Source organism: Intrasporangium sp. (assembly GCF_036566125.1).
In the GTDB taxonomy this organism is placed as follows: domain Bacteria; phylum Actinomycetota; class Actinomycetes; order Actinomycetales; family Dermatophilaceae; genus Intrasporangium.
This window is the reverse complement of the sequence record NZ_DATCWX010000307.1, coordinates 1-25465: the sequence shown is the minus strand read 5'-3', so window position 1 is coordinate 25465 and position 25465 is coordinate 1. Positions and strand designations below refer to the sequence as shown.

The 25465-nt window shown below is 69.5% G+C and carries 22 protein-coding genes; 18 read left to right on the top strand and 4 right to left on the bottom strand.

Annotated elements, in window-relative coordinates; genetic code table 11:
* Positions 1 to 21: 21 nt before the first annotated feature.
* The 3 genes from VIR15_RS18515 (at position 22) to VIR15_RS18505 (ending at position 3697) form a co-directional block, all read left to right on the top strand.
* Entirely contained in the window at positions 22 to 1362 is a 1341-nt protein-coding gene (locus VIR15_RS18515; RefSeq protein WP_331930450.1) for an acyl-CoA dehydrogenase family protein, read from the top strand.
* Positions 1359 to 2618 (top strand): acyl-CoA dehydrogenase family protein, encoded by a 1260-nt coding sequence (locus VIR15_RS18510; RefSeq protein WP_331930448.1) that lies wholly within the window; start codon positions 1359 to 1361, stop codon positions 2616 to 2618. Before VIR15_RS18515 ends, VIR15_RS18510 begins: the two co-directional genes overlap by 4 nt.
* 101 nt (positions 2619 to 2719) lie before the next feature.
* A complete protein-coding gene (locus VIR15_RS18505; RefSeq protein ID WP_331930446.1) occupies positions 2720 to 3697 on the top strand; it encodes a DMT family transporter in 978 nt (325 codons plus the stop codon).
* Positions 3698 to 3778: 81 nt separating this feature from the next.
* Here VIR15_RS18505 and VIR15_RS18500 read toward each other — a convergent pair whose 3' ends face one another.
* Entirely contained in the window at positions 3779 to 5014 is a 1236-nt protein-coding gene (locus VIR15_RS18500) for a L,D-transpeptidase (RefSeq protein ID WP_331930444.1), read from the bottom strand.
* A gap of 248 nt (positions 5015 to 5262) precedes the next feature.
* On the opposite strand from VIR15_RS18500, the gene ligA reads away from it, so the two are divergent.
* The 10 genes from ligA (at position 5263) to VIR15_RS18450 (ending at position 17789) form a co-directional block, all read left to right on the top strand.
* On the top strand, positions 5263 to 7428 hold the full coding sequence (gene ligA / locus VIR15_RS18495; protein WP_414654982.1) for an NAD-dependent DNA ligase LigA: 2166 nt from the start codon (positions 5263 to 5265) through the stop codon (positions 7426 to 7428).
* A 293-nt stretch (positions 7429 to 7721) separates the two neighbouring features.
* Positions 7722 to 8474: an ATP-binding cassette domain-containing protein gene (locus tag VIR15_RS18490; protein ID WP_331930442.1), complete on the top strand. Its 753-nt coding sequence runs from the start codon at positions 7722 to 7724 to the stop codon at positions 8472 to 8474.
* Positions 8467 to 9195 (top strand): ABC transporter ATP-binding protein, encoded by a 729-nt coding sequence (locus VIR15_RS18485; protein WP_331930440.1) that lies wholly within the window; start codon positions 8467 to 8469, stop codon positions 9193 to 9195. The genes VIR15_RS18490 and VIR15_RS18485 overlap by 8 nt, the downstream gene beginning before the upstream one ends.
* Before the next feature lie 83 nt (positions 9196 to 9278).
* The gene (locus tag VIR15_RS18480) at positions 9279 to 10532 is read left to right on the top strand and encodes an ABC transporter substrate-binding protein (protein WP_331930438.1); all 1254 of its coding nucleotides are present in this window, start codon (positions 9279 to 9281) and stop codon (positions 10530 to 10532) included.
* 96 nt (positions 10533 to 10628) lie between these two features.
* Positions 10629 to 11498 carry a branched-chain amino acid ABC transporter permease gene (locus tag VIR15_RS18475; RefSeq protein WP_331930436.1) on the top strand — a complete coding sequence of 290 codons (870 nt, stop codon included), beginning with the start codon at positions 10629 to 10631 and terminating at the stop codon, positions 11496 to 11498.
* Positions 11495 to 12520, top strand: a complete 1026-nt coding sequence (locus VIR15_RS18470; RefSeq protein WP_331930435.1) for a branched-chain amino acid ABC transporter permease — start codon at positions 11495 to 11497, stop codon at positions 12518 to 12520. The genes VIR15_RS18475 and VIR15_RS18470 overlap by 4 nt, the downstream gene beginning before the upstream one ends.
* Before the next feature lie 119 nt (positions 12521 to 12639).
* Positions 12640 to 12936: an Asp-tRNA(Asn)/Glu-tRNA(Gln) amidotransferase subunit GatC gene (gatC, locus tag VIR15_RS18465; protein WP_331930434.1), complete on the top strand. Its 297-nt coding sequence runs from the start codon at positions 12640 to 12642 to the stop codon at positions 12934 to 12936.
* 110 nt (positions 12937 to 13046) lie between these two features.
* Positions 13047 to 14603 (top strand): Asp-tRNA(Asn)/Glu-tRNA(Gln) amidotransferase subunit GatA, encoded by a 1557-nt coding sequence (gene gatA, locus VIR15_RS18460; protein ID WP_331930432.1) that lies wholly within the window; start codon positions 13047 to 13049, stop codon positions 14601 to 14603.
* Position 14604: 1 nt separating this feature from the next.
* Positions 14605 to 16173, top strand: a complete 1569-nt coding sequence (gene gatB, locus VIR15_RS18455) for an Asp-tRNA(Asn)/Glu-tRNA(Gln) amidotransferase subunit GatB (protein ID WP_331930431.1) — start codon at positions 14605 to 14607, stop codon at positions 16171 to 16173.
* 113 nt (positions 16174 to 16286) lie between these two features.
* Positions 16287 to 17789 carry a glyceraldehyde-3-phosphate dehydrogenase gene (locus VIR15_RS18450; RefSeq protein ID WP_331930429.1) on the top strand — a complete coding sequence of 501 codons (1503 nt, stop codon included), beginning with the start codon at positions 16287 to 16289 and terminating at the stop codon, positions 17787 to 17789.
* A gap of 9 nt (positions 17790 to 17798) precedes the next feature.
* Here the strand turns inward: VIR15_RS18450 and VIR15_RS18445 are convergent, their stop codons facing one another.
* The 3 genes from VIR15_RS18445 to VIR15_RS18435 form a co-directional block, all read right to left on the bottom strand.
* Positions 17799 to 18449 carry a DUF937 domain-containing protein gene (locus VIR15_RS18445; RefSeq protein ID WP_331930428.1) on the bottom strand — a complete coding sequence of 217 codons (651 nt, stop codon included), beginning with the start codon at positions 18447 to 18449 and terminating at the stop codon, positions 17799 to 17801.
* Between the two features lie 84 nt (positions 18450 to 18533).
* Positions 18534 to 19715, bottom strand: a complete 1182-nt coding sequence (locus VIR15_RS18440; protein ID WP_331930427.1) for a PQQ-dependent sugar dehydrogenase — start codon at positions 19713 to 19715, stop codon at positions 18534 to 18536.
* A 77-nt stretch (positions 19716 to 19792) separates the two neighbouring features.
* The gene (locus tag VIR15_RS18435) at positions 19793 to 20464 is read right to left on the bottom strand and encodes an MOSC domain-containing protein (RefSeq protein ID WP_331930426.1); all 672 of its coding nucleotides are present in this window, start codon (positions 20462 to 20464) and stop codon (positions 19793 to 19795) included.
* Positions 20465 to 20505: 41 nt separating this feature from the next.
* Here VIR15_RS18435 and VIR15_RS18430 point away from each other — a divergent pair, with 41 nt between their 5' ends.
* The 5 genes from VIR15_RS18430 to ilvD all read left to right on the top strand — a co-directional run bounded on the left by VIR15_RS18430 (position 20506) and on the right by ilvD (position 25390).
* A complete protein-coding gene (locus VIR15_RS18430) occupies positions 20506 to 21462 on the top strand; it encodes a 2-hydroxyacid dehydrogenase (protein ID WP_331930425.1) in 957 nt (318 codons plus the stop codon).
* Between the two features lie 93 nt (positions 21463 to 21555).
* Positions 21556 to 22635, top strand: coding sequence for a WD40/YVTN/BNR-like repeat-containing protein (locus VIR15_RS18425; RefSeq protein WP_331930424.1), 1080 nt, complete (start codon positions 21556 to 21558; stop codon positions 22633 to 22635).
* A 36-nt stretch (positions 22636 to 22671) separates the two neighbouring features.
* Complete coding sequence (locus VIR15_RS18420) at positions 22672 to 22968, top strand: MoaD/ThiS family protein (RefSeq protein WP_331930423.1); 297 nt, start codon at positions 22672 to 22674, stop codon at positions 22966 to 22968.
* A gap of 77 nt (positions 22969 to 23045) precedes the next feature.
* Complete coding sequence (locus VIR15_RS18415) at positions 23046 to 23570, top strand: SixA phosphatase family protein (protein WP_331930422.1); 525 nt, start codon at positions 23046 to 23048, stop codon at positions 23568 to 23570.
* Positions 23571 to 23689: 119 nt separating this feature from the next.
* Positions 23690 to 25390 (top strand): dihydroxy-acid dehydratase, encoded by a 1701-nt coding sequence (gene ilvD / locus VIR15_RS18410; protein WP_331930421.1) that lies wholly within the window; start codon positions 23690 to 23692, stop codon positions 25388 to 25390.
* Positions 25391 to 25465: the final 75 nt, after the last annotated feature.

The following is a 25465-nucleotide window of genomic DNA, read 5'->3' as shown; positions in this document are numbered from 1 at the left end:
ACCCCGGGTAAGATAGCTGCCATGGCCGCCCCCACCCACCCCAGCTTCGGCGACCGCGGGCAGCGGATCGGGCTGCGCCTGATCACCAAGGTGGGCTCGCTGCCCGTGCTGGGCAACCCCGACGTCCGCCGGACCGTCGAGAGCCTGCTCTACCGCGGCAGCAAGGGTGCGTTCGGGGCCATCGAGGTCATTGAGGCAGCCTCCAGGCGGCCCTTCCCGTCCCGCACGGGCCGTGGGGACCCGACCCGCAGTGCACCGGCCCGGCCTCGGCGCGAGTTCGACCTGACCCCCTCCGAGGACCAGGAGCTGATCCGCTCGGCGGCGGCACGGCTCGCCGACGACGTGATCCGGCCGGCTGGGGCGAGGGCCGATGCCGAGCGCTCGGTTCCCGAGGCCGTCCGCCATGCGGCCGCCGATCTCGGCCTGTCCCTCATCGGCGTCCCGAGCGAGCTCGGCGGCATCGCCGAGGAGCGGTCGGCCGTCACCGCCGCGCTCGTCCTGGAGGAGCTGGCCCGCGGCGACCTGGGCATCGCGACGGCTCTGCTGGCTCCCGCCGCCGTCGCGACGGCGCTCGCGAGCTACGGCTCGAGTGCCCAGCAGGCGACCTACCTGCCGGCCTTCACGAGCGAGAGCGCCCCGGCCCGCGCCTCGCTGGCCCTGATGGAGCAAGGGCCGCTGTTCGATCCGCTGTCGCCCACCACCACGGCAACCACGCGCGGGAGCGATCTCGTCATCAACGGCGCCAAGTCACTCGTTGTCGGCGCTGCAGAGGCCGACCTACTCGTCATCTCCGTCCTCGTCGACGGGGCGCCGCACCTCGTCCTCGTCGAGGCAGGCACGCGCGGGGTCACCGTCGCCGACGACCCCGCCATGGGCATCCGTGCAGCGTGCACCGGCCGGATCGCCCTCGACGACGTCGTCGTCCCGGCGACCAACCTGCTCGGCACGACCGAGGACCATCTCGATGTGGTGCGGCGCGCCCGGCTCGCCTGGTCGGCAGCCGCCTGCGGGACCGCCCAGGCAGCCCTCGACCAGCTCATCCCGTACGTGCTGACCCGTGAGGCCTTCGGGGAGCCGATCGCGCACCGCCAGGCCGTGGCGTTCACCGTCGCCGACATCGCCATCGAGCTCGCGGGCCTGCGCCTCGTCGTCTGGCGCGCCGCGTCCCGACTGGACCAGGGCAGGGACGCCGCCCGCCTCATCGCCCACGCCCGCCAGCTGACGGCGACGCATGCCGCGCAGATCGGCTCGCATGCCGTCCAGCTGCTCGGCGGCCACGGCTTCGTCAAGGAGTTCGACAACGAGCGGTGGTACCGGGACCTGCGCGGGGCGGGCGTCCTCGAGGGGGTGCTGCTGACGTGATCAACCTCGAGGTGCCCCGCAAGTTCATCCCGCTGCTGGGTCGGGCGCGCGCGTTCGCGGACGAGGTGATGCGCCCGATCTCGCGCAAGTATGACCGGGCCGAACACGCCTATCCGGTCGAGCTCGACCTCGTCTCCGCGGTCATCGACGGACTCACTGACGCGGGCGCCGGGCACGGCGCTGGGGTGGCCGCCGCAACCCGCACCAGGGACGGATCCGGCACGCCCGCCATGGCCGCCGTCGGCTCGGGCCGGAAAGCACCGCGCGGCACGGAGAACCGCAACGGCGCGAACCTCTCGTCCGTGCTGTCCGTGATGGAGACCTGTCGCGGCGACGTCGGTCTCGCCCTGTCCATCCCGAGGCAGGGACTGGGCAACGCCGCCATCGCTGCGGTCGCCACCGCGGAGCAGAAGGCGCGCTATGGCAAGCGCTGGGCGGCGATGGCGATCACCGAGCCGGAGGCCGGCTCCGACTCCGGCGCGATCCGCACCACGGCGGTCAAGGACGGGCAGGACTACGTCCTCAACGGCGAGAAGATCTTCGTCACCGGCGGCGAGCGCGCCGAGCTTGTCGTCGTCTGGGCGACGCTCGATGGAAGCCTGGGCAAGGGGGCCATCAAGTCCTTCGTCGTCGAACGGACCAACCCGGGCCTCAAGCTCGTCCGGCTCGAGCACAAGCTCGGCATCCGGGCGTCCGACACCGCCGCGTTCCACCTCGACAACTGCCGGGTGCCCTCGAGTGACCTGCTGGGCGACCCCGGTATCAGCACCGAGACCGGGTTCGGCGGCGCCATGGCCACCTTCGACAACACCCGTCCCCTCGTCGCGGCGATGGCGGTCGGACTGTCCCGCGCCTGCCTGGACACCGCGACTGGTCTGATGGCCCAGGGAGGCATCAGCGTGGACTGGGACCGGCCCCCGCTCGGCCAGAGCGCGGCCGCGGCCCGGCTCGCGGCGCTCGAGGCGGAGTACGAGGCCGCCTACCTGCTCACCATGCGCGCCGCGTGGATGGCGGACAACGGTCGTCCGAACTCGATGGAGGCCTCGATGGCCAAGGCCAAGGCGGGTCGCGCCTGCGTCGACATCGCCCTCGCCTGCGTCGAGCTCGCTGGACCGGCGGGCTACGCCGAGACCGAGCTGCTCGAGAAGTGGGCCAGGGACGCGAAGATCCTCGACATCTTCGAGGGGACCCAGCAGATCCAGCTGCTCGTCGTCGCCCGACGACTGCTCGGTCTCAGCTCGGCACAGCTGAAGTAGGGGCGGCCCGGGCGACGGACGGTCAGTCCACGGGCAGAAACTCACGGGAGTCGGTCGGCAGCCGTCGTTATCGTGTGCGAGTGACTCGGGAAGTGACAAGCGTGGAGAGTGGCGCAGGCTCGGGAGCCGAACTGACGCCAGTGCGCAGGCAGCGGGTTCCGTGGCAGGTGAAGTTCGGGTCGCTCGCCGTCATCTGGGGCGCCAGCTTCCTGTTCATGAAGATCGGGCTCCGGTGGTTCTCGCCCGTCCAGATCGCGACCGGCCGCGTCCTCCTCGGCGCAGCGACCGTGGTGCTCCTGCTCCACCTCACCGGTGGCCGCCTCCCGCGTTCGTGGCACGTCTGGCGCCACCTGCTCGTCGTCGCCGTCTTCCTCGCTTCCGTGCCCTTCGTCCTCTTCCCGCTCGGGGAGGAGCGTGTCAGCTCTGCGCTCGCAGGGATCGGCAATGCCATCACCCCGATCGCTACCGTCCTCGCGACGATGGCCATGGTCCCCTCGGAGCGCCTGCCCGGGCGACGGATCCTCGCGATCGTCGTCGGCTTCGTCGGCGTTGCCCTCATCGCCCAGCCGTGGGAGAGCGCCGGTCAGCCTGACCTCGTGGGCTTCGGCCTGACCCTCATCGCCGGCGCCTCGTACGGCGTCGGGTGGACCTGGGTGCGCAAGTACCTCGCGCACGCCGACCTGGGCGGCCTCCAGCTCCCGGCCGCGCTGCTCACCGTTGCAGGCGGCCAGATGACGATTGTGCTCCTCGCCTGGTGGGCGTTCCACCGCGAGCGGTTCTCGGCGCCGTGGTCACCGGCCGTCGACGCGACGGGTGGCGGCGCCGGACCGATCCTGTCGATCCTGGCCCTCGGGATCCTCGGCACCGGGCTCGCCTACCTCTTCCAGTTCGACGTCTTCCGCGCGGTGGGCCAGCAGGTCGGCTCCCTCGTCACCTACCTCATCCCGATCGTGTCAGTCGGGCTCGGCTACGCGTTCCTCGGGGAGCGGCTCGGGCCGTGGCAGGTCGCCGGCGCAGCCCTGGTGCTCGGTGCCGCGGTGGCGGTCACGCGTCCGCGGCGCGCGCCCCGCGCCGGCTGAACGGCACCGACCGCACGCTCGACGTACGACGAGAGCGAGCCCAGCGGCATACGGCCTCTGGTTGGTGTGCCGGAGACCGGGTCAGAGGGCGGAGCCCTGCTGCCACGTGGCCCAGCTGAGGTTCCAGTCGGCGTAGCCGTTGCCCATCGTCATCGGCTTCTTGCTGCCGACCGTCTCGACGACGTCACCCACGCGCATGTTGTCGTAGAGCCAGATGGAGTTGGCGTCGCTCATGCCGGTGCACCCGTGGCTCACGTTCTCGTGCCCCTGCTGGGCGACCGACCAGGGCGCCGAGTGGAGGAACTCGCCGGAGTGGGTGATGCGCAGGGCCCGCTTGACCTTGACGTCGTGGTAGTAGTCCTTGTCGCCCTCCTTGAGGCCGATGGACTCGGCCTTCATGGTGAAGTCGGTGAACTTCTCCATGATGACCTTGACGCCGGAGCGGGTCTCCCAGCCGGGCCGCCCGCCGGAGATTGGGATCGACTTCGCCTTCTTGCCGTTGATGTTCACGTCCATCATGTGCGTCGTGAGGTTCACCTTGGCGATGACCGCGCGCCCGATCGTGAAGTCCGTGACGACGGTCTGCTCGCCAAAACGACCGCCGCCGGCCGGGACGCCGTTGAGGTTCGCCTCGACGTGGACCTTCGTGCCCGGCTTCCAGTAGTTCTGCGGTCGCCAGTGGGCCTCGCGGTCGGAGAGCCAATACCACGAGCCTTCCTGCGCGGGCTGCGAGGTGACCTCCATGTGCTTCTCGAAGGTCGCCTTGTCGACGACCGGCAGGTCGAACGTGGCGATGACCGGCATCCCGATGCCGACCGTGCCGCCGTCGGGGTAGACCTTGGTCCAGATCTGGTCGTCGAGGGTGAGGTCAGCCGTCGAGAACGAGCGCTTCGTGGTCTGCTGCTCGCCGGACTGGTCCGTCGCCGTGAGGCTGAAGGTGTACTTGACCCCCGGCTCGAGCAGGTCGCTCGAGGTCCACGTGCCGGACTCGAGCCAGCCCTTGACGGGAACCTTGTTGCCCTTCTTGCTGAGGTAGGACAGGGAGGCCTTGGTCAGCGTCCCGTCCTCGGTCCGCGCCGAGACGCGCGTGTCGACCGAGACGTCCTCGGCGCCCGCCTTCGGCGTGGTGACCCATTTGACGGGCGCGGTCGTGGGTGTTGGAGTCGGCGTGGCCGTCGACGGGATGCCGCTCGTCCGCGAATCGTGGCCGGCCGCCGTGACAGGTGCCTCGGCCGAGCAGGCCGCGACGCCGAGCAGACCGACGACAGCCAGCGCTGCGACGAATGTCTGGCGGACGGATCGAATGGTGACCTTCACGTGCTTCCCCTCAGGAACTACCGGTGCCGCCACCCCGACGTCACGGGATCGGAGGCCAACACACCCCACGAAGCAGTGTCGCTGATGAACGCACCCATCACCAAAACCATCCGCACCGCGTCGTCCAGAACGTCCCAGCCCTCGCCGCTCCAGAGGCTGCCGTATGCCGCTGGGCTCGGTGCGGCTCGAGCCCGGCCGTCAGGGGTGGCTGGCAGGATGGACGGGTGAGCGAGATCACTGAGCCTGAGATCCCCGGGAACGGGGTCCCGCACGCCGCTTCGGGTCCGGCCGTCGTCGAGGACCCGATCCCCGTCGAGGCCAACCAGGAGTGGGCGGACCTCGCCGAGCAGGCGAGTGCGGCACAGTTCAACTACCACGTCAGGGACTCGCCGACGATCAGCGACGGCGAGTACGACGCGCTCATCCGCCGTCTCAACGAGCTCGAGGAGCAGTGGCCCTCGCTGCGCACGCCCCAGAGCCCGACGCAGAACGTCGGTGGCGCGGCCTTCGCGACCGGCTTCGAGACCGTCGACCACGTCGAGCGGATGCTGAGCCTCGACAATGCGTTCTCCTTCGAGGAGCTGCGTGCCTGGGCGGAGCGGGTCGAGCGTGAGGTGGGCACCCGTTCCCACTTCCTCACCGAGCTGAAGATCGACGGTCTGGCAGTCAACCTCCTCTACGAGAGGGGGCGGCTCGTTCGGGCGCTGACCCGGGGCGACGGTCGCACGGGAGAGGACGTCACCAACAACGTGCGCACCATCAGGGGAGTGCCCGAGCGGTTGAACGGTGACGACGTCCCGGAGCTCGTGGAGATCCGCGGGGAGGTCTTCTTCCCGACCGCGGGGTTCGCCGACCTCAATGCCTCGCTCGTCGCGGCGGGGAAGGCGCCGTTCGCCAACCCGCGCAACGCGGCTGCCGGGTCGTTGCGGCAGAAGGACCCGAAGGTCACGGCGAGCCGGCCGCTTCAGCTGCTCGTCCACGGCATCGGGGCCAGACGGGGCTTCGACCTCGAGCGGCAGAGCCAGGGGTACGAGGTGATGCGGGCCTGGGGACTGCCGACGTCCGACAAGGTCAGGGTGCTCGACGAGATCTCCGAGGTCGAGGAGTTCGTGGCCCACTACGGGGAGCACCGCCACGACGGCAGCCACGAGATCGACGGCATCGTCGTCAAGGTGGACGAGGTGGCGCTCCAGCGTCAGCTGGGCACGACGTCGCGGGCCCCACGGTGGGCGATCGCCTTCAAGTACCCGCCCGAGGAGGTCAACACCAAGTTGCTCGACATCCGCGTCAACGTCGGGCGCACCGGGCGTGTGACGCCGTACGGCGTCATGGAGCCCGTCGTCGTCGCCGGGTCGACGGTCGAGCAGGCGACCCTGCACAACCAGTTCGAGGTCGAACGCAAGGGCGTGCTCATCGGTGACACGGTCGTGCTGCGCAAGGCGGGGGATGTCATCCCGGAGATCGTCGGGCCGGTCGTCGACCTGCGCGACGGGAGCGAGCGCGCCTTCGTCATGCCGACGGAGTGTCCGGCGTGCGGGACGCCGCTCGCGCCGGAGAAGGAGGGGGACAAGGACATCCGCTGCCCCAACGCCCGGTCCTGTCCCAGCCAGCTGCGGGAGCGGATCTTCGGGCTCGCCTCTCGGTCGGCGCTCGACATCGAGGCGCTCGGCTGGGAGGGGTCGATCGCGCTTCTGGAGTCGGGGATCATCACCGACGAGGGCGACCTCTTCGTGCCACCGGCCGACAGTCCGGAGGCGGGCCGCTATGGCGTGACGCGGGAGCGCCTGTCGACCGTCACCCTCTACACCCGGGCGGCGAAGAAGACCGACCCGGCCGAGCACGTCGTGGCTGGCAGGGTGCTGTCCGCCAACGGTGAGAAGCTGCTGACCGAGCTGGAGAAGGCCAAGTCGCAACCGCTCTGGCGCGTGCTCGTCGCGCTGTCGATCCGTCACGTCGGCCCGACCGCCGCCCGGGCGCTGGCGGCGACGTTCGGCTCGATGGACGCGATCCGGTCCGCGACCACGGAGGAGCTGGCCGAGGCGGAGGGTGTCGGCGGGATCATCGCCGAGTCCGTCACCGCGTGGTTCCGGGTGGACTGGCACGCCGAGATCGTGCGCAAGTGGGCCGCGGCCGGGATGCGCATGCAGGACGACGTAGACGAGTCGGTGCAGCGCACCCTCGAGGGCAGGACGGTCGTCGTGACCGGCTCGCTCGAGGGCTTCTCCCGGGATGAGACGAAGGAAGCGATCATCAGCCGCGGTGGCAAGGCCGCGAGCTCAGTGTCGAAGAAGACCGACTGGGTCGTCGTGGGGGCCAACGCCGGCTCCAAGGCCGCGAAGGCCGAAGAGCTCGGACTGCCCGTTCTGGACGAGGCCCAGTTCCTGCGGCTGCTGCGGACCGGCTCTCCCGACTGACCGCACCGGGGATTCGCAGCACCCGACCGCGCACCCTTGCCACGGTGGTCCAGACGGGATGCCGCCTGATCGTTACCGCTTCGTTGCCGCTCTGTAGCCCTGCTGCTGCGGTCGGGGTCGCTGCGCCCGGGAGATGTGTCCTCGGGCCATACCCATCCATCAGGTGTGTGGGGAGGGCCCGTGCCTCACGTCTGGCCGACTCCTAGAGTTGCCGGAGTCAGGACGCGAGTCAGGACAAAGCCCATCAACCGCACGAGTCAGACCAGCTACCGCACGAGGAGGTGCAGCTGTCCATGGACGCGCCGCTGCTCGAGACCCGCGCGCTGACCAAGGAGTTCCGCGGGTTCAAGGCGGTCTCCGACGTCAACCTCTCCGTCACCGAGGGCACCATCCACGCGCTCGTCGGCCCCAACGGAGCAGGCAAGACCACGTTGTTCAACCTCCTGACCGGGTTCCTCTCCCCGTCGTCCGGCTCGATCGTGTTCGACGGCAAGGACATCACCGGCAAGGAGCCGGAGCAGATCGCCCCGATGGGGATCGCCCGTTCCTTCCAGATCACGAGCCTCTTCGACCAGATGACGCTGCGGGAGCACCTCGAGCTCGCCCTGGCCAGCCCGACCGGCATGGGCATGCAGTTCTGGCGCTCCATCAAACGCATGGCCGTCTTCCGGGACCGCTCGATGGAGCTGCTCGAGCGGGTCGGTCTCGCCGACCGTGCGGGCCTCCCGGCCGGCTCGCTTGCCTACGGTCAGAAGCGGGCCCTCGAGCTCGCGATCGCCATGGCCCTCGATCCCAAGCTGCTCCTGCTCGACGAGCCGACAGCCGGGATGGGCATCGAGGACGTCGACCGGACCATCGCACTTGTCAAGCAGCTCGCCGAGGGCCGCACCGTCGTCTTCGTCGACCACAACATGCACGTCGTCGGATCGCTGGCGAGCACCGTGACCGTCCTCCAGTCAGGGCAGGTGCTCGCCGAGGGCACCTATGACGAAGTGCGCAACGACGAGCGCGTCATCACCGCCTACCTCGGAGCAGCCCATGAGTGAGACGCCACCCATGACGTCGACCCGGACGTCACTCGAGGTTGCGGGAGTCTCCGCCTGGTACGGCGAGGCGCGGGTGCTCTCCGATGTCAGCATCGAGATCGGCCAGGGCGAGGTCGTCACCCTCGTCGGTCGCAACGGCGCCGGCAAGACGACACTGCTCCGCTGCATCATGGGGCTGCACAAGCAGGTGCAGGGATCGACCACGTTCGAGGGGATCGAGCTGCACAAGCGGTCCGCGGACAGCCGGGCGCGCCTGGGCATCGGCTGGGTTCCTGACGACCGCGGGATCTACGCCTCGCTCTCCGTTGCCGAGAACCTCCTGCTGCCGCCCCTCGTCCACGACGACGGCTGGAGCCTCGAGCGGATCTACGAGTTCTTCCCCGCGCTCCACGAGCGCAGGGACTTCCCCGGCACCAAACTGTCGGGGGGCGAGCAGCAGATGCTCGCGATGGCACGAGTCCTGCGGATGGGCGCGCGCCTGCTCCTGCTGGACGAGCCGAGCGAGGGTCTCGCCCCGGTCATCGTCCAGAGCATCGGGGAGATCATCCGTGAGATCAAGGCCCAGGGCGTGGCCGTGCTGCTCGTCGAGCAGAACGTCAAGTTCGCTTCCACCGTGGCCGACCGGCACTACCTCCTCGCACAGGGGAGGGTCGTCGAGCACCTCGACAACGAGGACTTCCAAGCCCGCGAGAGCGAGCTGCTCACCTATCTCGGGATGTAGCACACCTCCATCCCTCGGCCCATGCCGGAAACCCGGCACACGCATTCGCACCATCCAGAAGGCATGACATCCCAGGAGGGGACATGAGTGGCAGGAACAAGGTCGCGGGCACCGTGGCCATCGCGGCTTCCGCATCGCTGGCGCTGGCCGCCTGCGGCAGCGGAGCCGGCGGGCCGCAGTCCGGCGGAGACGCCAAGCTGACCAACGACAAGGTCGTCATCGGCCTGCTCAACGACCAGTCAGGCGTCTACAAGGACCTGTCCGGACCGAACTCCAAGGTCGCGATCGAGATGGCCATCGCCGACTACAAGGCCAAGTACGGCGACAAGGCGGTCGCCAAGACCATCGAGGTCATCCAGGCCGACCACCAGAACAAGCCCGACATCGCCAACACCAAGGCGCAGGAGATGTATGACCGGCAGAACGCCGACATCATCCTCGACGTCCCCACGTCCTCCGCCGCCCTGGCCGTCGCGTCGCAGGCCAAGGCGAAGAAGAAGCTGCACATCAACATCGGTGCCGCCACGACCGCCCTCACCGGTGAGTCGTGCAACAAGTACACCTTCCACTGGGCCTACGACACGTACATGCTCGCCCACGGCACGGGCACCGCGACCGTCAAGAACGGCGGCAAGACGTGGTCCATCGTCTACCCCGACTACGCGTTCGGCCAGGACATGAACAAGTCGTTCACGACCGCCATCGACGGCGCAGGTGGCGAGGTCCAGCAGTCGATCCCGACGCCCTTCCCCAACGACAACTTCGCGACGTTCATCACCAAGGCGGCTTCGAGCAACCCGGACGTCGTGGGGATCATGGCCGCCGGCGGCGATCTCATCAACTTCGTCAAGCAGTACAACCAGGCCGGGATGCAGGACAAGGCCACCCTCGCGGTGGGCCTGATGTTCATCACCGACATCCACTCGCTCGGCGTCGAGCAGTTCGCCGGAACCCAGTTCACCGACGCCTGGTACTGGAACTTCGACGACGAGAACCGCAAGTGGGCCGACCGGTTCCAGGAGAAGACGCAAACCCGTCCGTCCTTCGCCCACGCCGGCAACTACTCGGCCGCCCTCCAGTACCTCGAGGCGATCCAGGAGGCCGGCACCGACGACGCCGACGCGGTCGTTGCCAAGCTCGAGGGCAAGAAGGTCAACGACGTCTTCCTCCGCAACGGTGAGATCCGCGCCGCGGACCACCGCGTCCTGCACGACGCCTACCTGGCCAAGGTCAAGACCAAGGACCAGGTCAAGGAGGACTGGGACTACGAGGAGATCCTGACGACGATCCCCGCGGCCGAGGCCTTCGGGCCGGTGTCGGACGCCTGCAAGATGTGACCTGACCCCCGCCACGCGTGACGGTGGTGCCGGATGCCGGGAGCATCCGGCACCCCGTCCCACGGCGGGGCCGAGACCAGAAGGTCCAGGAACCTCATGAGCGCATTCATCCAGTACACCCTGCAGGGCCTCGCGGCCGGAGGGTTCTACGCCCTGTCCGCCCTCGGCCTCGCGGTGATCTTCGGCGTCCTCGGCGTCGTGAACTTCTCCCACGGCGCCTGCTACATGCTCGGGGCCGTGCTCGCAGCCGTGCTGCTCGCCGAGCTCAACGTCAACTTCTGGCTCGCGCTCGTCATCGTGCCCATCCTCATGTTCGGCTTCGGGGTCCTCATGGAACGCGCGCTGGTCCGCTGGCTGCTGCCGCTCGACCCGCTGTACAACTTCCTGCTCACCTTCGGTCTGACCCTCGTGCTCGTCGAGGCGGTCAAGCAGCGCTACGGCGTCTCGGGGCTGCCCTACCAGGTCCCCCCGGGTCTCGGGGGACAGGTGAGCGTCGGCAGCCTGAGCCTGCCGACCTACGCCATCTTCGCGTGCCTCTTCTCGGTCGCCGTGTGCGTGGGCGTCGGGTTGCTCCTGACGCGAACCCGGATCGGCATGATCGTCCGGGCCGCGACCGAGGCGCCCGAGCGCACCCGGGCCCTGGGCATCAACGTCGGGCGCTGGGTCACCCCCGTGTTCGGCTTCGGCATCGCCCTGGCCGGCCTGGCCGGCGTCCTCGCGGCTCCTACGCGGGCCATCACCGCCGAGATGGGCAGCAACTTCATCATCATCCTGTTCGCCGTCGTCGTCATCGGCGGACTCGGCTCGATCCTCGGGGCGGTCGTCGCCGGGTTCCTCGTGGGGCTCGTCGAGGCCTACGGAGTCGCCTATGCCCCCGCCTACGCCCAGATCGTCATCTTCATCCTGATGGCGCTCGTCATCCTCGTTCGCCCTGCTGGCCTCTTCGGACGGGAGGAGATCGCATGACCGCCGACCCACAGCTCACCGACCGGACCGACATCGACCTCGCCAAGCCGTCGATCCTGTCGCGTCGCAGCCCCTGGCGCTATGTCATGCTCCTCGTGGGCCTCGCCGTCCTCGTGGTGCTGCCTTACCAGATCTACCCGCCCGTGGCGATGGACATGCTCTGCTGGGGACTGTTCGCGATCAGCGTCGACCTGCTGCTCGGCTTCACCGGTCTGCTCAGCTTCGGCCACGCCGCGTTCTGGGGCGGCTCGGCGTACGCCACCGGACTCATCGCGATCCACACGGGATGGCCCTTCCCGCTCGCCGTCCTCGGGGGCGCCGTCTTCGCCATGGCCATCGCGGTGCCGATCGGCTACCTCTCCGTGCGGCGGACGGGCATCTACTTCGCGATGGTGACCCTGGCCTTCGCGCAGATGCTCTACTTCATCGTCAACCAGTGGCGTGACGTGACGGGCGGAGAGAACGGCCTCCAGGGCATCCCGAAGAACTTCTTCGGCATCGAGAGCGTCGAGCTCGACTCGTTCTACTTCTACTACGCTGGCGCCGCCGTCATCGTCATCGGCATCTTCATCGCCTGGCGCGTCGTCAACTCGCCGTTCGGCCGCGTCCTCACCGCCATCCGCGACAACCCCGCCCGCGCTCGGGCGCTCGGGTACGACGTCGAGAAGTACAAGATCGTCGTCTTCGTCATCTCCGCCGGACTGGCGGGCGTGGCTGGTGGTGTCTTCTCGATCAGCCACGGGTTCGCCTCGCTCCAGGAGGTCGCCTGGACGACGTCCGGGAAGGTCGTGCTCATCACCGTCCTCGGTGGGATCGGGACGCTCTGGGGTGGTCTCGTCGGCGCCGGCGTCGTCGTTTATCTCGAGGACTACCTCGCGTCCGCCGGAGTCAGTGGCATCGCGATGATCACCGGTGCCATCTTCGTGCTCATCGTCCTGCTCTTCCGCCACGGGATCTGGGGCACGGCACGCAACCTGATCCGCGAGCAGGTCATCGCCCGCCGGAGCCGACCGCGCTCCTGACCCATCCTCCGTCGCGGGGCACACCGTCCGGTTCGGGCGGTGTGCGCCGCTCCGGAGGTGGTTGGCGTGGGCCAGAGGCGCGGTCGGGACCCCACCGTCCGGCCCATAGACTGGCCACCATGTCCACACTCTCCCGTGCCGACGTCGCCCACCTCGCCGGGCTGGCTCGCATCGACCTCTCGGACGCCGAGCTGGACCGGATGGTCGGCGAGCTGTCGGTGATCCTCGAGTCCGTCGCCAAGGTCCAGCAGGCTCCCATCGAGGACGCCCCTCCGATGTCGCACCCGATGCCGCTCACCAACGTGACCCGACCCGACGTGGTCCGTCCCGGGCTCACCGCCGAGGAGGCGCTGTCGGGCGCGCCGGAGCAGGAGCTCGGCCGGTTCGCGGTCCCGCGCATCCTCGACGAGGACTGATCGGCCCCCCCGTTGACCGAGCCCCACTGAGCCGGCCACCGACCAAACGGCACGTTTGCCGCCCAGCCGGCTCAGCGGCATACGGCACCATTTCGTGAACTCCCTGATGGATGAAGGCAACTGACGTGACTACTGACCTGACTCGCGCCTCTGCGACGGAGCTCGCCGAGGCGCTGGCGAGCAAGACGATCTCATCCGTTGAGGTGACCCAGGCCCACCTCGACCGGATCGCGGCCGTCGACGAGCAGGTGCACGCCTACCTCCACGTCGATGCCGAGGGGGCGCTCGCGACGGCTCGGGCCATCGACGAGCGACGCGCGGCGGGGGAGAGCCTGCCCACGCTCGCGGGCGTGCCGATCGCCGTCAAGGACGTCATGGCGACCAAGGGACTGCCCACGACATGCGGCAGCCGGATCCTGGAGGGCTGGATCCCGCCCTACGACGCGACCGTGGTCCGCCACCTCAAGGAGACGGGGATGCCGATCCTCGGCAAGACCAACATGGACGAGTTCGCCATGGGGTCCTCCACCGAGCACTCGGCCTACGGCCCGTCCCGCAACCCGTGGGACCTCGAGCGGATCCCCGGCGGCTCGGGCGGTGGCTCGAGCGCCGCGGTGGCAGGCTTCCTCGCTCCCCTCGCCATCGGCACCGACACCGGTGGCTCGATCCGCCAGCCGGCCGCGGTCACCGGGACAGTCGGGACGAAGCCGACCTACGGGGGCGTGTCGCGCTACGGCCTCGTCGCGCTCGCCAGCAGCCTCGACCAGGCCGGCCCCTGCGCACGGACCGTCCTGGACGCGGCCCTGCTCCACGTCGTCATGGGCGGGCACGACCCGATGGACTCGACGTCGATCGACGCTCCGGTGCCGCCGGTCCTCGAGGCGGCTCGACGCGCCGACGTCAAGGGGATGCGGATCGGTGTCGTGAAGGAGCTCGGCGGCGAGGGCTACCAGCCGGGGGTGCGCGCCCGCTTCGAGGAGTCCGTGGCGTTGCTCGTCGAGCAGGGTGCCGAGGTCGTCGAGGTGAGCTGCCCCAATTTCGACTACGCCCTGGCCGCCTACTACCTCATCCTGCCGAGTGAGGCCTCGAGCAACCTGGCCAAGTTCGACGCGATGCGCTACGGCCTGCGTGTCCTGCCGGAGGGGGTCGATGCTCCGACGGCCGAGCAGGTCATGGCCGTGACCCGCGACGCGGGCTTCGGCGCCGAGGTCAAGCGCCGCATCATTCTCGGGACTTATGCGCTGAGCTCGGGGTACTACGACGCCTACTACGGCTCGGCACAGAAGGTGCGCACCCTCATCGCGCAGGACTTCGAGCGCGCCTTCGATCGGGTCGACGTCCTCGTCAGCCCGACAGCGCCGACGACCGCGTTCCGGCTCGGTGACAAGCTCGACGACCCGATGGCCATGTACCTCAACGACATTGCGACGATCCCCGCCAACCTCGCTGGGGTGCCCGGCATGTCCATCCCGTCGGGTCTGGCTGACGAGGACGGCCTGCCGACGGGGATCCAGGTTCTTGCGCCGGCCACGAAGGACGAGCGCCTCTACACCGTCGGCGCCGTGCTGGAGCAGGTCCTGCTCGAGCGGTGGGGCGCCCCGATCCTGTCCAAGGCACCCGAGCTCGCCGGCAGCGCCGGCGCCGGTGCCGCCGCGAAGGGAGTCTGAGATGGCCGTCACGTCCTCCGCTGTCGACGCCGTGCTCGACTATGACGAGGCGATCGCCACGTTCGACCCCGTCATGGGGCTCGAGGTCCACGTCGAGCTGCACACCGCCACGAAGATGTTCTGCGGCTGCCCGACCGTCTTCGGCGCCGAGCCGAACTCCCAGGTGTGCCCGGTCTGCCTCGGCCTGCCCGGCGCCCTGCCGGTCGTCAACGAGAAGGCAGTCGAGTCGGCGATCCGGATCGGCCTGGCGCTGAACTGCGAGATCGCCGAGTGGTGCCGCTTCGCCCGGAAGAACTACTTCTACCCGGACATGCCGAAGAACTTCCAGACCTCGCAGTACGACGAGCCGATCGCGTACAACGGGTGGCTCGACGTCGAGGTCGACGACGGTGCCGGTGGCACCGAGGTGTTCCGTGTCGAGATCGAGCGCGCCCACATGGAGGAGGACACGGGCAAGTCCCTTCACGTCGGCGGGGCGACCGGGCGCATCCACGGCGCCGAGTATTCGCTCGTCGACTACAACCGCGCGGGGATACCGCTCATCGAGATCGTCACCAAGCCCATCGTCGGCGCGGGGGAGCGGGCGCCGGAGGTGGCGCGGGCCTACGTCTCGGCCCTGCGTGATCTCATGCGCGCGCTCGACGTCAGCGACGTCAAGATGGAGCAGGGTTCGATGCGCTGCGACGCCAACGTGTCGTTGCGCCCCCGCGCTGGTGACGACCCACGGGGCGAGGCCCAGCTCGCCGTCCCCCTCGGGACGCGCACCGAGACGAAGAACGTCAACTCGCTCCGCTCGGTCGAGCGGGCGGTGCGTTACGAGATCTCGCGCCACGCCGCGATCCTCGACGCAGGCGGCTCCATCCTGCAGGAGACCCGTCACTGGCACGAGGACACCGGCGTCACGACGTCCGGACGGGTCAAGTCCGACGCTGACGACTACCGCTACTTCCCGGAGCCGGACCTCGTGCCCGTGGCGCCGAGTCGCGCGACCGTCGAGGCGCTGGGCGAGACGCTGCCGGAGCCGCCGGGACAACGGCGCAAGCGACTCCAGAGCGACTGGGGCTACAGCGATCTCGAGATGCGCGACGTCGTCAACGCGGGCTCGGTCGAGCTCATCGAGGCGACCGTCGCAGCGGGGGCCAGCCCCGCAGCCGCGAGGAAGTGGTGGCTGGGTGAGCCGTCGCGGCGCGCCAACGCCGAGGGCCAGGACATCGTGACGTATGCCGCTGGGCTGGGTTTCACCCCAGCGCACGTCGCCGAGCTCGATCGTCTCGTGACGAGCGGCCGGCTCAACGACTCGATGGCCCGCCAGGTCCTCGACGGGGTCCTCGCCGGTGAGGGCACCCCGACCGAGGTGGCCGACGCCCGCGGACTCGAGCTGGTCCAGGACGACGACGCGCTGGGGGCGGCCGTGGACAAGGTCATCGACGCCAACCCGGACATCGCCGCGAAGATCCGCGACGGCAAGGTCCAGGCGGCCGGAGCCCTCATCGGCCAGGTGATGAAGGAGCTGAAGGGACAGGCCGACGCCGGCAAGGCGCGCGAGCTCATCCTGGCCCGATTGACGTGAGTTCACGCTGTCAACAGTGAGATTGCTCACGACCGCAGCACGGACTCGTGAGGCGCGATGCACGGTCACGCCTAGTGTCGGGCCTCGTGACAACGACGTACTCGCCAGATCCTGTGACCGACCCTTCGACTGACCAGTCTCCCGCGAGACTCGCCGAGGAGCACCACGAGGAGTGGTCCGAGCGACAGGCCCTCGCGGAGGCGATGATCCCGGTCATCGGGCGGCTCTACCGGCAGAACAACGTCGTGACGTCGATCTACGGACGCAGGCTCATCAACGAGTCCGCCATCCACCTCATCAAGGCACACCGATTCGCTCGACGGATCGACGAGGTCGAGCTCGACCTCCATGACACGCTGCCCGTTCTCCAGGCGCTCGCGGCCGTGGATCCCGGGGCCGCCTCGGTGGACCTGGCCCGGCTGACGAGAAAGTACAAGCAGGACGGCGGCGACGCCGATCTCACGGAGTGGGTGCGGGCCGAGCTCGGCGAGGTGGCCGGCCGCAAGGGGGCCACCGGGCGCGCGGACGGTGACGGCCGGCGGGGGACGGATGTCGTCCTCTACGGCTTCGGTCGGATCGGGCGCCTGCTCGCCCGGATCCTCATCGCCCACACGGGCCGGGGCGACGGCCTCAACCTTCGGGCGATCGTCGTGCGCAAGGGGGGCGACAACGACCTGATGAAGCGGGCGAGCCTGCTGCGCCGGGACTCGGTCCACGGATCGTTCCAGGGCACGATCACCGTGGACGAGGACGCGAACACCATTCTCGCCAACGGCACGCGCATCCAGGTCATCTACTCGGACGACCCGACCACCGTGGACTACACGGCTTACGGCATCGAGGACGCGATCGTCGTCGACAACACTGGCCGGTGGCGCGACCGTGCGGGCCTCTCGCAACATCTCCAGTGCCCCGGAGTCTCGCGCGTGCTCCTCACGGCGCCTGGCAAGGGCGACCTGCCGAACATCGTCGCGGGCATCAACGAGCACCTGATCAGCCGCGACGGGGCGGGCGACGAGACCATTCTCTCGGCGGCATCGTGCACGACCAACGCGATCGTGCCGGTGCTCAAGGCGGTCAACGACGAGTACGGCATCGTGGGTGGCCACGTCGAGACGGTGCACTCGTTCACGAACGACCAGAACCTCATCGACAACTTCCACAAGGGCGAGCGTCGTGGCCGGTCAGCCGCGCTCAACATGGTCCTCACCGAGACCGGCGCGGCCAAGGCCGTGGCCAAGGCGCTCCCGGAGCTGGAGGGCAAGCTGACGGGCAACTCGATCCGCGTGCCCACGCCCAACGTGTCGATGGCGATCCTCAACCTGACGCTGAAGCGGTCGACGTCGCCGGACGAGATCAACACCTTCCTGCGTCGCACCTCGCTGCATTCGGCGCTGCACAAGCAGCTCGACTACATCGACAGCCCGGAGGTCGTCTCGACGGACTTCGTCGGCTCACAGTACGCCGGCATCGTCGATGGCCGCGCGACGATCACGGCAGACGACCGTGTCGTGCTCTACGTCTGGTACGACAACGAGTTCGGTTACAGCTGCCAGGTCGTCCGGGTTCTGGAGAGCATGGCGCGGGTTCACCCGCCGGCCTTCCCGCGCGTCTGAGGCCCGGGTTCAGCGGCGGCCGCCGCCGAGCAGGCCGCCCAGGATCCCGCCGAGCAGGTCCCCGCCACCGGAGCCGCCGAGGATTCCACCGAGGACGTCCTGGATCGGGTTCGACGCGCCCTGCTGGGCAGGCGCGCCCGTCCCGGCCGGATGCTGCGTCGGTGCACTCTGCGCGCCCTGACCGCCGGGGAAGAGTGGCCCCGAGTCCACCTGACTGGACGTCTGCTCCCCACCGAGAACGCCTCCCAGCATGCCGCCCAGGCCACCCTGCCCGCTCATCTTCTTGGCGAGCCAGGACAGCACAATGGGCGCGAGGACGGGCAGCATCCGCTTGACGAGGTCGCCCGTCGCGCCGCCACCCATCCCGCCCAGCTGGTTCATGACCTGGTCGGTGTTGTCGCCGAAGATGTTGCCGACGATCTTCTGGCCATCGGCGACGTCGACCTGCTCCAGGTCGTTCGGGACACCGCCCCCATGCTGGGCGAGTGCGTTCATGATCGAGTTGGCGCCGGCCGGATCAGCAGCATTCGCCTGCAACCCGCCGAGCAGTGCGGGCAGCGCCTGCTCGGCCGCCTGCCGGGCCTCGTTCTCGTCGACCCCGAGCTGGCCGGCGAGCTGACTCAGTGGGACCTGCTCCAGGATCTCGTCGTACTGCGACATGACCTTCACCTCCTGGGTGTGCAACGGCCTCGCGCCGCCTGGTTCGGACTCTAGTCATCGGCAGCCGCATCGGCGCTTGGAACGTCAGCCGGCTCCGACGTCAGACAGCGGCAGCGAGATGAGCTTGTCGTTCGACCCGTTGCTCGTGGTGAGCCATAGTCGACCGCCCACGAACAGCACGTCGCGGATGCGGCCGTAGGTCCCGTGCAGCTTGCGCTGGGGCTCCCCGACCGTCCCGTCGGCGTGAATCGGCACGCGCCAGATGGACTCTCCCCGCAGAGCCGCCATGTACACCGCCCCGTCGGGACCCATCGCGATGCCGCTGGGCGACATGTCGGCCGTGGGCCACTGAGCCACGGGATCGACGAAGTTGTCGTTGCCCGCCTTGCCCTCGACCTCCGGCCATCCGTAGTTGCGACCCGGCTCGATGAGGTTGAGCTCGTCCCACGTCGAGGCGCCGAACTCGCTCGCCCACATCCGACCCTTGCTGTCCCAGGCGAGGCCCTGGACGTTTCGGTGCCCATAGCTCCAGATCGGCGAACCGCCGAAGGGGTTGCCGGGGGCCGGGTCTCCCGCACGGGTGATGCGCAGGATCTTGCCCCCGAGCGACTGGCGGTTCTGCGACAGGGACGTGTCCCCGGCCTCGCCGGTGCCGACATAGAGGTAGCCGTCTGGTCCGAACTTGATCCGGCCGCCGTTGTGGTTGTGGCCCCGGGGGATTCCCTCGAAGATGACCTTCGGCTCGCCGATGCGGTCCCCTCGCCACGGCACCGCGGCGACCCGGTTGTCGCTCTCGGTCGAGTAGTACGCGTAGAACACCGGGTTCGCCCCGAAGTCCTTCGGGACCGCGAGCCCCAGCAGGCCCCCCTCGCCGCTCGTCCGCTCGATGGGCAGCCGCCCCACGACCCGGGGCTCGCCGCCGGCCCCCGGTGCGGGGACGTGGTACACGTCACCGGTGTCGCGCTCACTCACGAGCGCGGACCCGTCCGGCAGCAGGGCGATCGACCAGGCCACCCGCAGGCCCTCGAGCAGCGTCGTCGCCGGACCGGTCTGGACCGGGGCTGGCGAGGTCGTCGCCGCGGTGCCGGTCGTGGCCGGCTCAGGGCTGGTCGTGCCGCCCACCGCGGCGGACGTGGTGAAGTTTACGGCCGGAGTCGTCCCGGTGTCGGAGTCCGGAGTGCCGGCCGTGCACGCTGCGAGTGCCAACAGTGGGGCAACGACCCACGTGACCAGCCGGCGCGTGCGCGTGCGGGGGGTGGGCGGCATACCTCATTCTGTCCTATGCGATCGCCGGGAACCGGGTTGCCGCACCGCCTCTGTCAGCCGTCGGGCCGATCGCGCGATCAACGCCCGCGCCGGGCGACCTTGTCTGCCAGCCAGGCGTGCTCGTCTGGGTGCAGGACGCCCGCGTCGAGGACCCGGCGCGCCGCATCGAGGTCGCCCATCGCTGCCCGGAAGCTGAGCAGGAGGTCGATGTCGTGCTCCGGCCGCTCGATCTCGATGCTCACGCCGGTCCGGAAGGTCCCGGGCCGCACGACGGACAGATATGCGCCGGTGCGGCCTTCGGCGCTGAATCGCTTGACCCACTGGGGAACTCCCATGTGCCCCGCGAACGTGGCGCAGGGGATCCGGGGTACCTCGACCCTGAGCACGACGTCGTCGAGTCGCCAGACCTCTCCGATGAGCGCGTGGGTCGTGTCGACCCCGACCGTGGTGAGGTTCTCGCCGAAGGCGCCGGGGGCCAGGGGCCGACCGAGCTCGCCCTCCCACCACTGCTGGTCCTCGCGGGCGTAGGCATAGACCGCCTGCTGGGATCCGCCGTGGTGCTTGGGGTCGCCGATCTCGTCGCCGACGACACCGCTGCCCAGCCCACCGCGCTTCGGCCCGGGATCACGCACCTCGACGAGGGCGTCCTCCGGCAGCCGTACCTTGGCGATGGCCGTCGTCGGGCCACTGGCGTACGGGCGGGTGACGCCGGTGCCGACGTTGATCGACATCACGTGTGGCTGGCTCACCGGGTGAGACTACCCTCACGCCAGGTCGTAGGTTGGGGCCCATGAGCACCGATCGTCCCGTCGTGGTGGCCGTCCCCGAGGAGGCGTATGCCGCTGGGCTGGCTGATGCCGCGCACGTCGAGCCGGTCGTGTGGGACCCATCCCACCGCCATGAGCGCGAGGCTGAGTTCCGACTCGTCGTGCCTCCGTACATGGGCCCACCGCCCCGAGTGGAGCGCTTCCGCGATCTGCCGGCGCTCGAGGTGGTCCAGCTGTTGTCCGCCGGCTACGAGACGGTTCTCGACCGCATTCCACCCGGCGTGACGCTCTGCAACGGCGCCGGGATCCACGACGCGAGCACGGCCGAGCTTGCCCTGACCCTCACCCTCGCCTCCGAGCGCGACCTCGCCACGCACCTGCTCGCGCAGTCGAGGTCGTCCTGGGCCGGACCGCGGATGTGGCGCGCCCTCGCGGACAAGCGGGTCCTCGTCGTGGGCTACGGCCGGATCGGCCATGCGATCGTGAGTCGGCTCCTGCCGTTCGAGGTGGAGGTCACGGTGGTCGCCACCCGGGCCAGAGGCGGCGATGACCTCGTCGATGCCGTGCACGGCATCGACGAGCTTCCCGTCCTCGCGCGGACTGCCGACGTCCTCATCCTCATCGTCCCGCTCACCGACTCGACGCGCGGGCTGATCGACGCCGACGTGCTGGCCCGGTTGCCGGATGACGCCCTCGTCGTCAACGTGGCGCGCGGCCCGATCGTCGACACCGATGCCCTCGTCGCGGAGTGCTCCTCTGGCCGGCTCCGTGCGGCGCTCGACGTCACCGACCCTGAGCCCCTCCCCGCTGACCATCCACTGTGGAGCACTCGGGGCGTCATCATCACGCCGCATATCGGCGGGGCGACCTCGGCGATGGCACCGCGAGCTCGGGCGCTCGTGCGCCGCCAGGTCGAGGCGCTTCGGGACGGCCGCCCCCTCGAGAACGTCGTCAAGCCCGCCACCTCCCTCAGCCGCTGACCAAAGGCGCCGGCCGGCGCAGGACCCGGCCCAGCGGCATACGGCATGGGTAATGTCTTGTCGGCTGTCAGAGCCGTAGTGGACACTGTGAACATGGCTGAGACGATCGTGGCAGTCGGGACTCGGAAGGGGCTGTGGATCGCCCGGAGCGCCGACCGGCAGGAGTGGTCCGTCGAGGGTCCGCACTTCCTCATGAGCGAGGTGGCCTCGATCGCCTTCGACACCCGCGCCGGGCGACGATCGGTGCTCGCCGGGGTGAAGTCCTGGCACTGGGGCCCGACGGTGCAGGTGAGCGAGGACGCGGGCCGCACCTGGAGCGAGAGCGCCGACCGTGCACTCGCCTTCCCGAGCGACACGGACGCGGCGCTCGAGCGCGTCTGGCAGCTCACCCCTGATCCCAACGACGACGACGTCGTCTGGGCCGGCGTCCAGCCGCATGCCCTCTTCCGGAGCGCTGACCGGGGCGAGCGCTTCGAGCTCGTCCGCGGGCTCTGGGACCACCCGCACCGGCCCACCTGGGAGCCGGGCTTTGGCGGTGGCGCCGTCCACACCATCGTCCCCGAGCCGGGACGGCCCGAGCGGATGCTCGTCGCGATGAGCACTGGTGGGGTGTATCGCTCACAGGATGCAGGGGAGACGTGGGCGCCCAGCAACCCCGGCATCCGCGCGTACTTCCAACCCGACAACGAGTACCCCGAGTACGGCCAGTGCGTGCACAAGGTGGCCCGCGGCGCGGACGGTGAGTTCTTCGCCCAGAACCACAAGGGCGTCTACCGGTCCGGCGATGGCGGCGCGACCTGGGAGTCGATCGCCGACGGACTGCCGACCGATTTCGGCTTCACGATCCTGACCCATCCGCGCCGCCCCGGCGTCGTCTGGAACGTGCCGGTCCAGGACGACGGCGAGCGGATCCCACCGGCGGCCCAGCTCCAGGTCCAGCGGTCGGACGACTCGGGCGGCAGCTGGCGCACCCAGGCGGTCGGGCTGCCGGACCACAGCTACACCTGTGTGCTGCGCGACGCTGCTGGTCTCGATGGCGGCGATCCGGTGGGTCTCTACGTCGGCACCCGCAACGGCGACGTCTTTGCCTCGACCGACGAGGGCGAGACGTTCAGCCGCATCCTGACCCAGCTGCCTGACGTGCTCGTCGTGCGGGCCGCCAGTGTGGAGTGATGTCGAGTGATGCGGCCAGTGGACCAGGAGTCTCCGATGACGACCACTCCCGTGCGGGTCATCCTCCCGGGCCTTCTTCGGGACCTCGTTGGCGGGGTCGCTGAGATCGAGGTGGCCCCGGCCGAGGACGGCCAGACCGTCGAACAGCTGCTCGACCGCGCGTTCACCGAGTACCGGGTCCTCGACGGCAAGGTTCGCGACGAGCGAGGACAGATCCGGCCCCACGTGAAGGTCTTCGTCAACGGGCAGGACGCCACGCGCGGCGAGGGGCTCGCCACTGTCGTGCCCGCGGGCGCACGGGTCCACATCATCAACGCCGTCTCCGGAGGATGACTCGGCGTTGATGACATGGACCGAGCGGGTTGCGCTTCGGGGCTGACAACACCGGAACCGCCGGGCATGCTCGGAACATGAGCAGCGCAGCGCGAGAGAAGACCCTCATCCTCATGCGTCACTCGAAGTCGGAGCAGAGTCCGGGCAAGGTGGACCATGACCGGGAGCTCACCGAACGGGGCCGCCGGGACGCGAATGCCGCCGGTGCGTGGCTCAAGGAGCAGGGCCTCGTGCCGGACCTCGTCATCTGCTCGACATCCCTGCGGACCCGACAGACCTGGGAGGCGGCGTGCAAGGGCGGCGCTCACGCGGAGTTCGTCGAGTACCGCAAGAGCATCTACACCGGTGGCACTGAGGAGACGCTCGAGACCATCCGGGAAGACGCAGGAGAGACGGCGTCGGTCCTCATCATCGGGCACAACCCCACGATCGCGCAGCTGACGAGCCTGCTCAGCGAGGGAGATGGCTCCCGGCAGGCGCACGAGGCGCTCGCGGACGGGTTCGGGACCAGTGGAGTCGCGGTCCTGCGCTACCCGGGTGAGTGGGCAGACCTCGACGTGGGCAGCTGCCAGCTCCAGCGCTTCCATCTCAGCCGCGGCTGACCCCTTCGACGTGAGGGCGGCAGGGCTGGGACGGTGCCCCGGGCTGGGGGCGAGCTCAGCGGCATACGAGATGTGAGATGCCGTGTCCACTCAGCGGACACGGTTCTATGCTTCGGTCCATGACGCAAACGCCGGACATCAAGCCACGCAGCCGTGACGTCACCGATGGTCTCGAGAAGGCCGCGGCGCGAGGGATGCTCCGGGCGGTGGGGCTGTCCGACGAGGACTTCGCCAAGCCGCAGATCGGCGTCGCGAGCTCCTGGAACGAGATCACGCCGTGCAACCTGTCCCTCGACCGGCTCGCGAAGGCCGTCAAGGACGGAGTGCACGCCGGCGGCGGCTACCCGCTCGAGTTCGGGACGATCTCGGTCTCCGACGGCATCTCCATGGGGCACGAGGGAATGCACTTCTCTCTGGTGTCCCGTGAGATCATCGCCGACTCCGTCGAGACCGTCATGAACGCCGAGCGTCTCGACGGCTCGGTGCTCCTCGCCGGGTGCGACAAGTCGCTGCCGGGCATGCTCATGGCGGCGGCACGACTCGACCTCGCGTCGGTGTTCCTCTACGCGGGCACGATCCTGCCCGGCATCGCCAAGCTCTCGGACGGCACCGAGAAGGAGGTCACGATCATCGACGCCTTCGAGGCGGTCGGTGCCTGCGCCGCTGGCCTCATGCCGCGCGAGGACGTCGACGCGATCGAGCGGGCGATCTGTCCCGGCGAGGGCGCCTGCGGGGGGTTCTACACGGCGAACACCATGGCGGCCGTCGCCGAGGCCATCGGGATGTCGATCCCTGGGTCCGCTGCGCCGCCCGCAACCGATCGGCGCCGGGACGTCTATGCCCGCAAGTCGGGCGAGGCCGTCGTCGGCCTGCTCCGGCAGGGCATCACGGCGCGGCACATCATGACGAAGGAGGCGTTCGAGAACGCGATCGCCGTCGTCATGGCCTTCGGGGGCTCGACCAACGCGGTGCTGCACCTGCTCGCCATCGCCCACGAGGCGGAGGTCGACCTGACGATCGGTGACTTCCAGCGCATCGGCAAGAAGGTGCCGCACCTGGCGGACGTCAAGCCGTTCGGTGCTTTTGTCATGAAAGACATCGACCACATCGGTGGCATCCCTGTCGTGATGAAGACGCTCCTCGATGCGGATCTGCTCCATGGCGATGCCCTGACGGTGACGGGCAGGACGGTCGCCGAGAACCTCGACGAGATCAAGCCCCCGCACATCGACGGGCGTGTCATCCGGGAGATGTCGCGGCCGATCCACAAGACCGGAGGTCTGACGATCCTCACCGGCTCGCTCGCGCCCGACGGTGCGGTCGTGAAGTCCGCTGGGTTCGATGAGGACGTCTTCGAGGGGACGGCGCGGGTCTTCGACGGCGAGCGCGGCGCGATGGACGCGGTCGAGCAGGGCACCCTGCGGAAGGGCGACGTCGTCGTCATCCGCTATGAGGGTCCCAAGGGCGGGCCCGGCATGCGCGAGATGCTCGCCGTGACCGGCGCGATCAAGGGTGCCGGTTTGGGCAAGGACGTCCTCCTGCTGACCGATGGTCGCTTCTCCGGGGGGACCACGGGGCTGTGCGTCGGGCATGTCGCCCCGGAGGCCGTCGACGACGGCCCGATCGCCTTCGTCCGGGACGGTGACCCGATCCGGCTCGATGTCGCCAACGGCACGCTCGACCTGCTCGTCGACGAGGGCGAGCTCGCGCGTCGGCGTGCCGAGGGGGTCGTTCACCCCGAGCCGAGGTACACCCGGGGGGTGCTCGCGAAGTACCGCAAGCTCGTCGGCAGCGCCAGTCGCGGCGCGGTCTGCGACTGACGCGACCCGCGCCGTCCCACGGCAACACACCCGCTTGTCGACTGCCTACCCCGGCTGCAGCCGGGGTAGGCAGTC

What these genes read in the sequence shown, in the direction of transcription:
- VIR15_RS18515 (WP_331930450.1), top strand. Translation starts at nt 22, where the DNA reads ATGGCCGCCCCCACCCACCCCAGCTTCGGCGACCGCGGGCAGCGGATC.
- VIR15_RS18490 (WP_331930442.1), top strand. Translation starts at nt 7,722, where the DNA reads ATGGACGCGCCGCTGCTCGAGACCCGCGCGCTGACCAAGGAGTTCCGC.
- VIR15_RS18485 (WP_331930440.1), top strand. Translation starts at nt 8,467, where the DNA reads ATGAGTGAGACGCCACCCATGACGTCGACCCGGACGTCACTCGAGGTT.
- VIR15_RS18480 (WP_331930438.1), top strand. Translation starts at nt 9,279, where the DNA reads ATGAGTGGCAGGAACAAGGTCGCGGGCACCGTGGCCATCGCGGCTTCC.
- VIR15_RS18475 (WP_331930436.1), top strand. Translation starts at nt 10,629, where the DNA reads ATGAGCGCATTCATCCAGTACACCCTGCAGGGCCTCGCGGCCGGAGGG.
- VIR15_RS18470 (WP_331930435.1), top strand. Translation starts at nt 11,495, where the DNA reads ATGACCGCCGACCCACAGCTCACCGACCGGACCGACATCGACCTCGCC.
- gatC (WP_331930434.1), top strand. Translation starts at nt 12,640, where the DNA reads ATGTCCACACTCTCCCGTGCCGACGTCGCCCACCTCGCCGGGCTGGCT.
- gatA (WP_331930432.1), top strand. Translation starts at nt 13,047, where the DNA reads ATGAAGGCAACTGACGTGACTACTGACCTGACTCGCGCCTCTGCGACG.
- gatB (WP_331930431.1), top strand. Translation starts at nt 14,605, where the DNA reads ATGGCCGTCACGTCCTCCGCTGTCGACGCCGTGCTCGACTATGACGAG.
- VIR15_RS18445 (WP_331930428.1), bottom strand. Translation starts at nt 18,449, where the DNA reads ATGTCGCAGTACGACGAGATCCTGGAGCAGGTCCCACTGAGTCAGCTC.
- VIR15_RS18440 (WP_331930427.1), bottom strand. Translation starts at nt 19,715, where the DNA reads ATGCCGCCCACCCCCCGCACGCGCACGCGCCGGCTGGTCACGTGGGTC.
- VIR15_RS18430 (WP_331930425.1), top strand. Translation starts at nt 20,506, where the DNA reads ATGAGCACCGATCGTCCCGTCGTGGTGGCCGTCCCCGAGGAGGCGTAT.
- VIR15_RS18425 (WP_331930424.1), top strand. Translation starts at nt 21,556, where the DNA reads ATGGCTGAGACGATCGTGGCAGTCGGGACTCGGAAGGGGCTGTGGATC.
- VIR15_RS18420 (WP_331930423.1), top strand. Translation starts at nt 22,672, where the DNA reads ATGACGACCACTCCCGTGCGGGTCATCCTCCCGGGCCTTCTTCGGGAC.
- VIR15_RS18415 (WP_331930422.1), top strand. Translation starts at nt 23,046, where the DNA reads ATGAGCAGCGCAGCGCGAGAGAAGACCCTCATCCTCATGCGTCACTCG.
- ilvD (WP_331930421.1), top strand. Translation starts at nt 23,690, where the DNA reads ATGACGCAAACGCCGGACATCAAGCCACGCAGCCGTGACGTCACCGAT.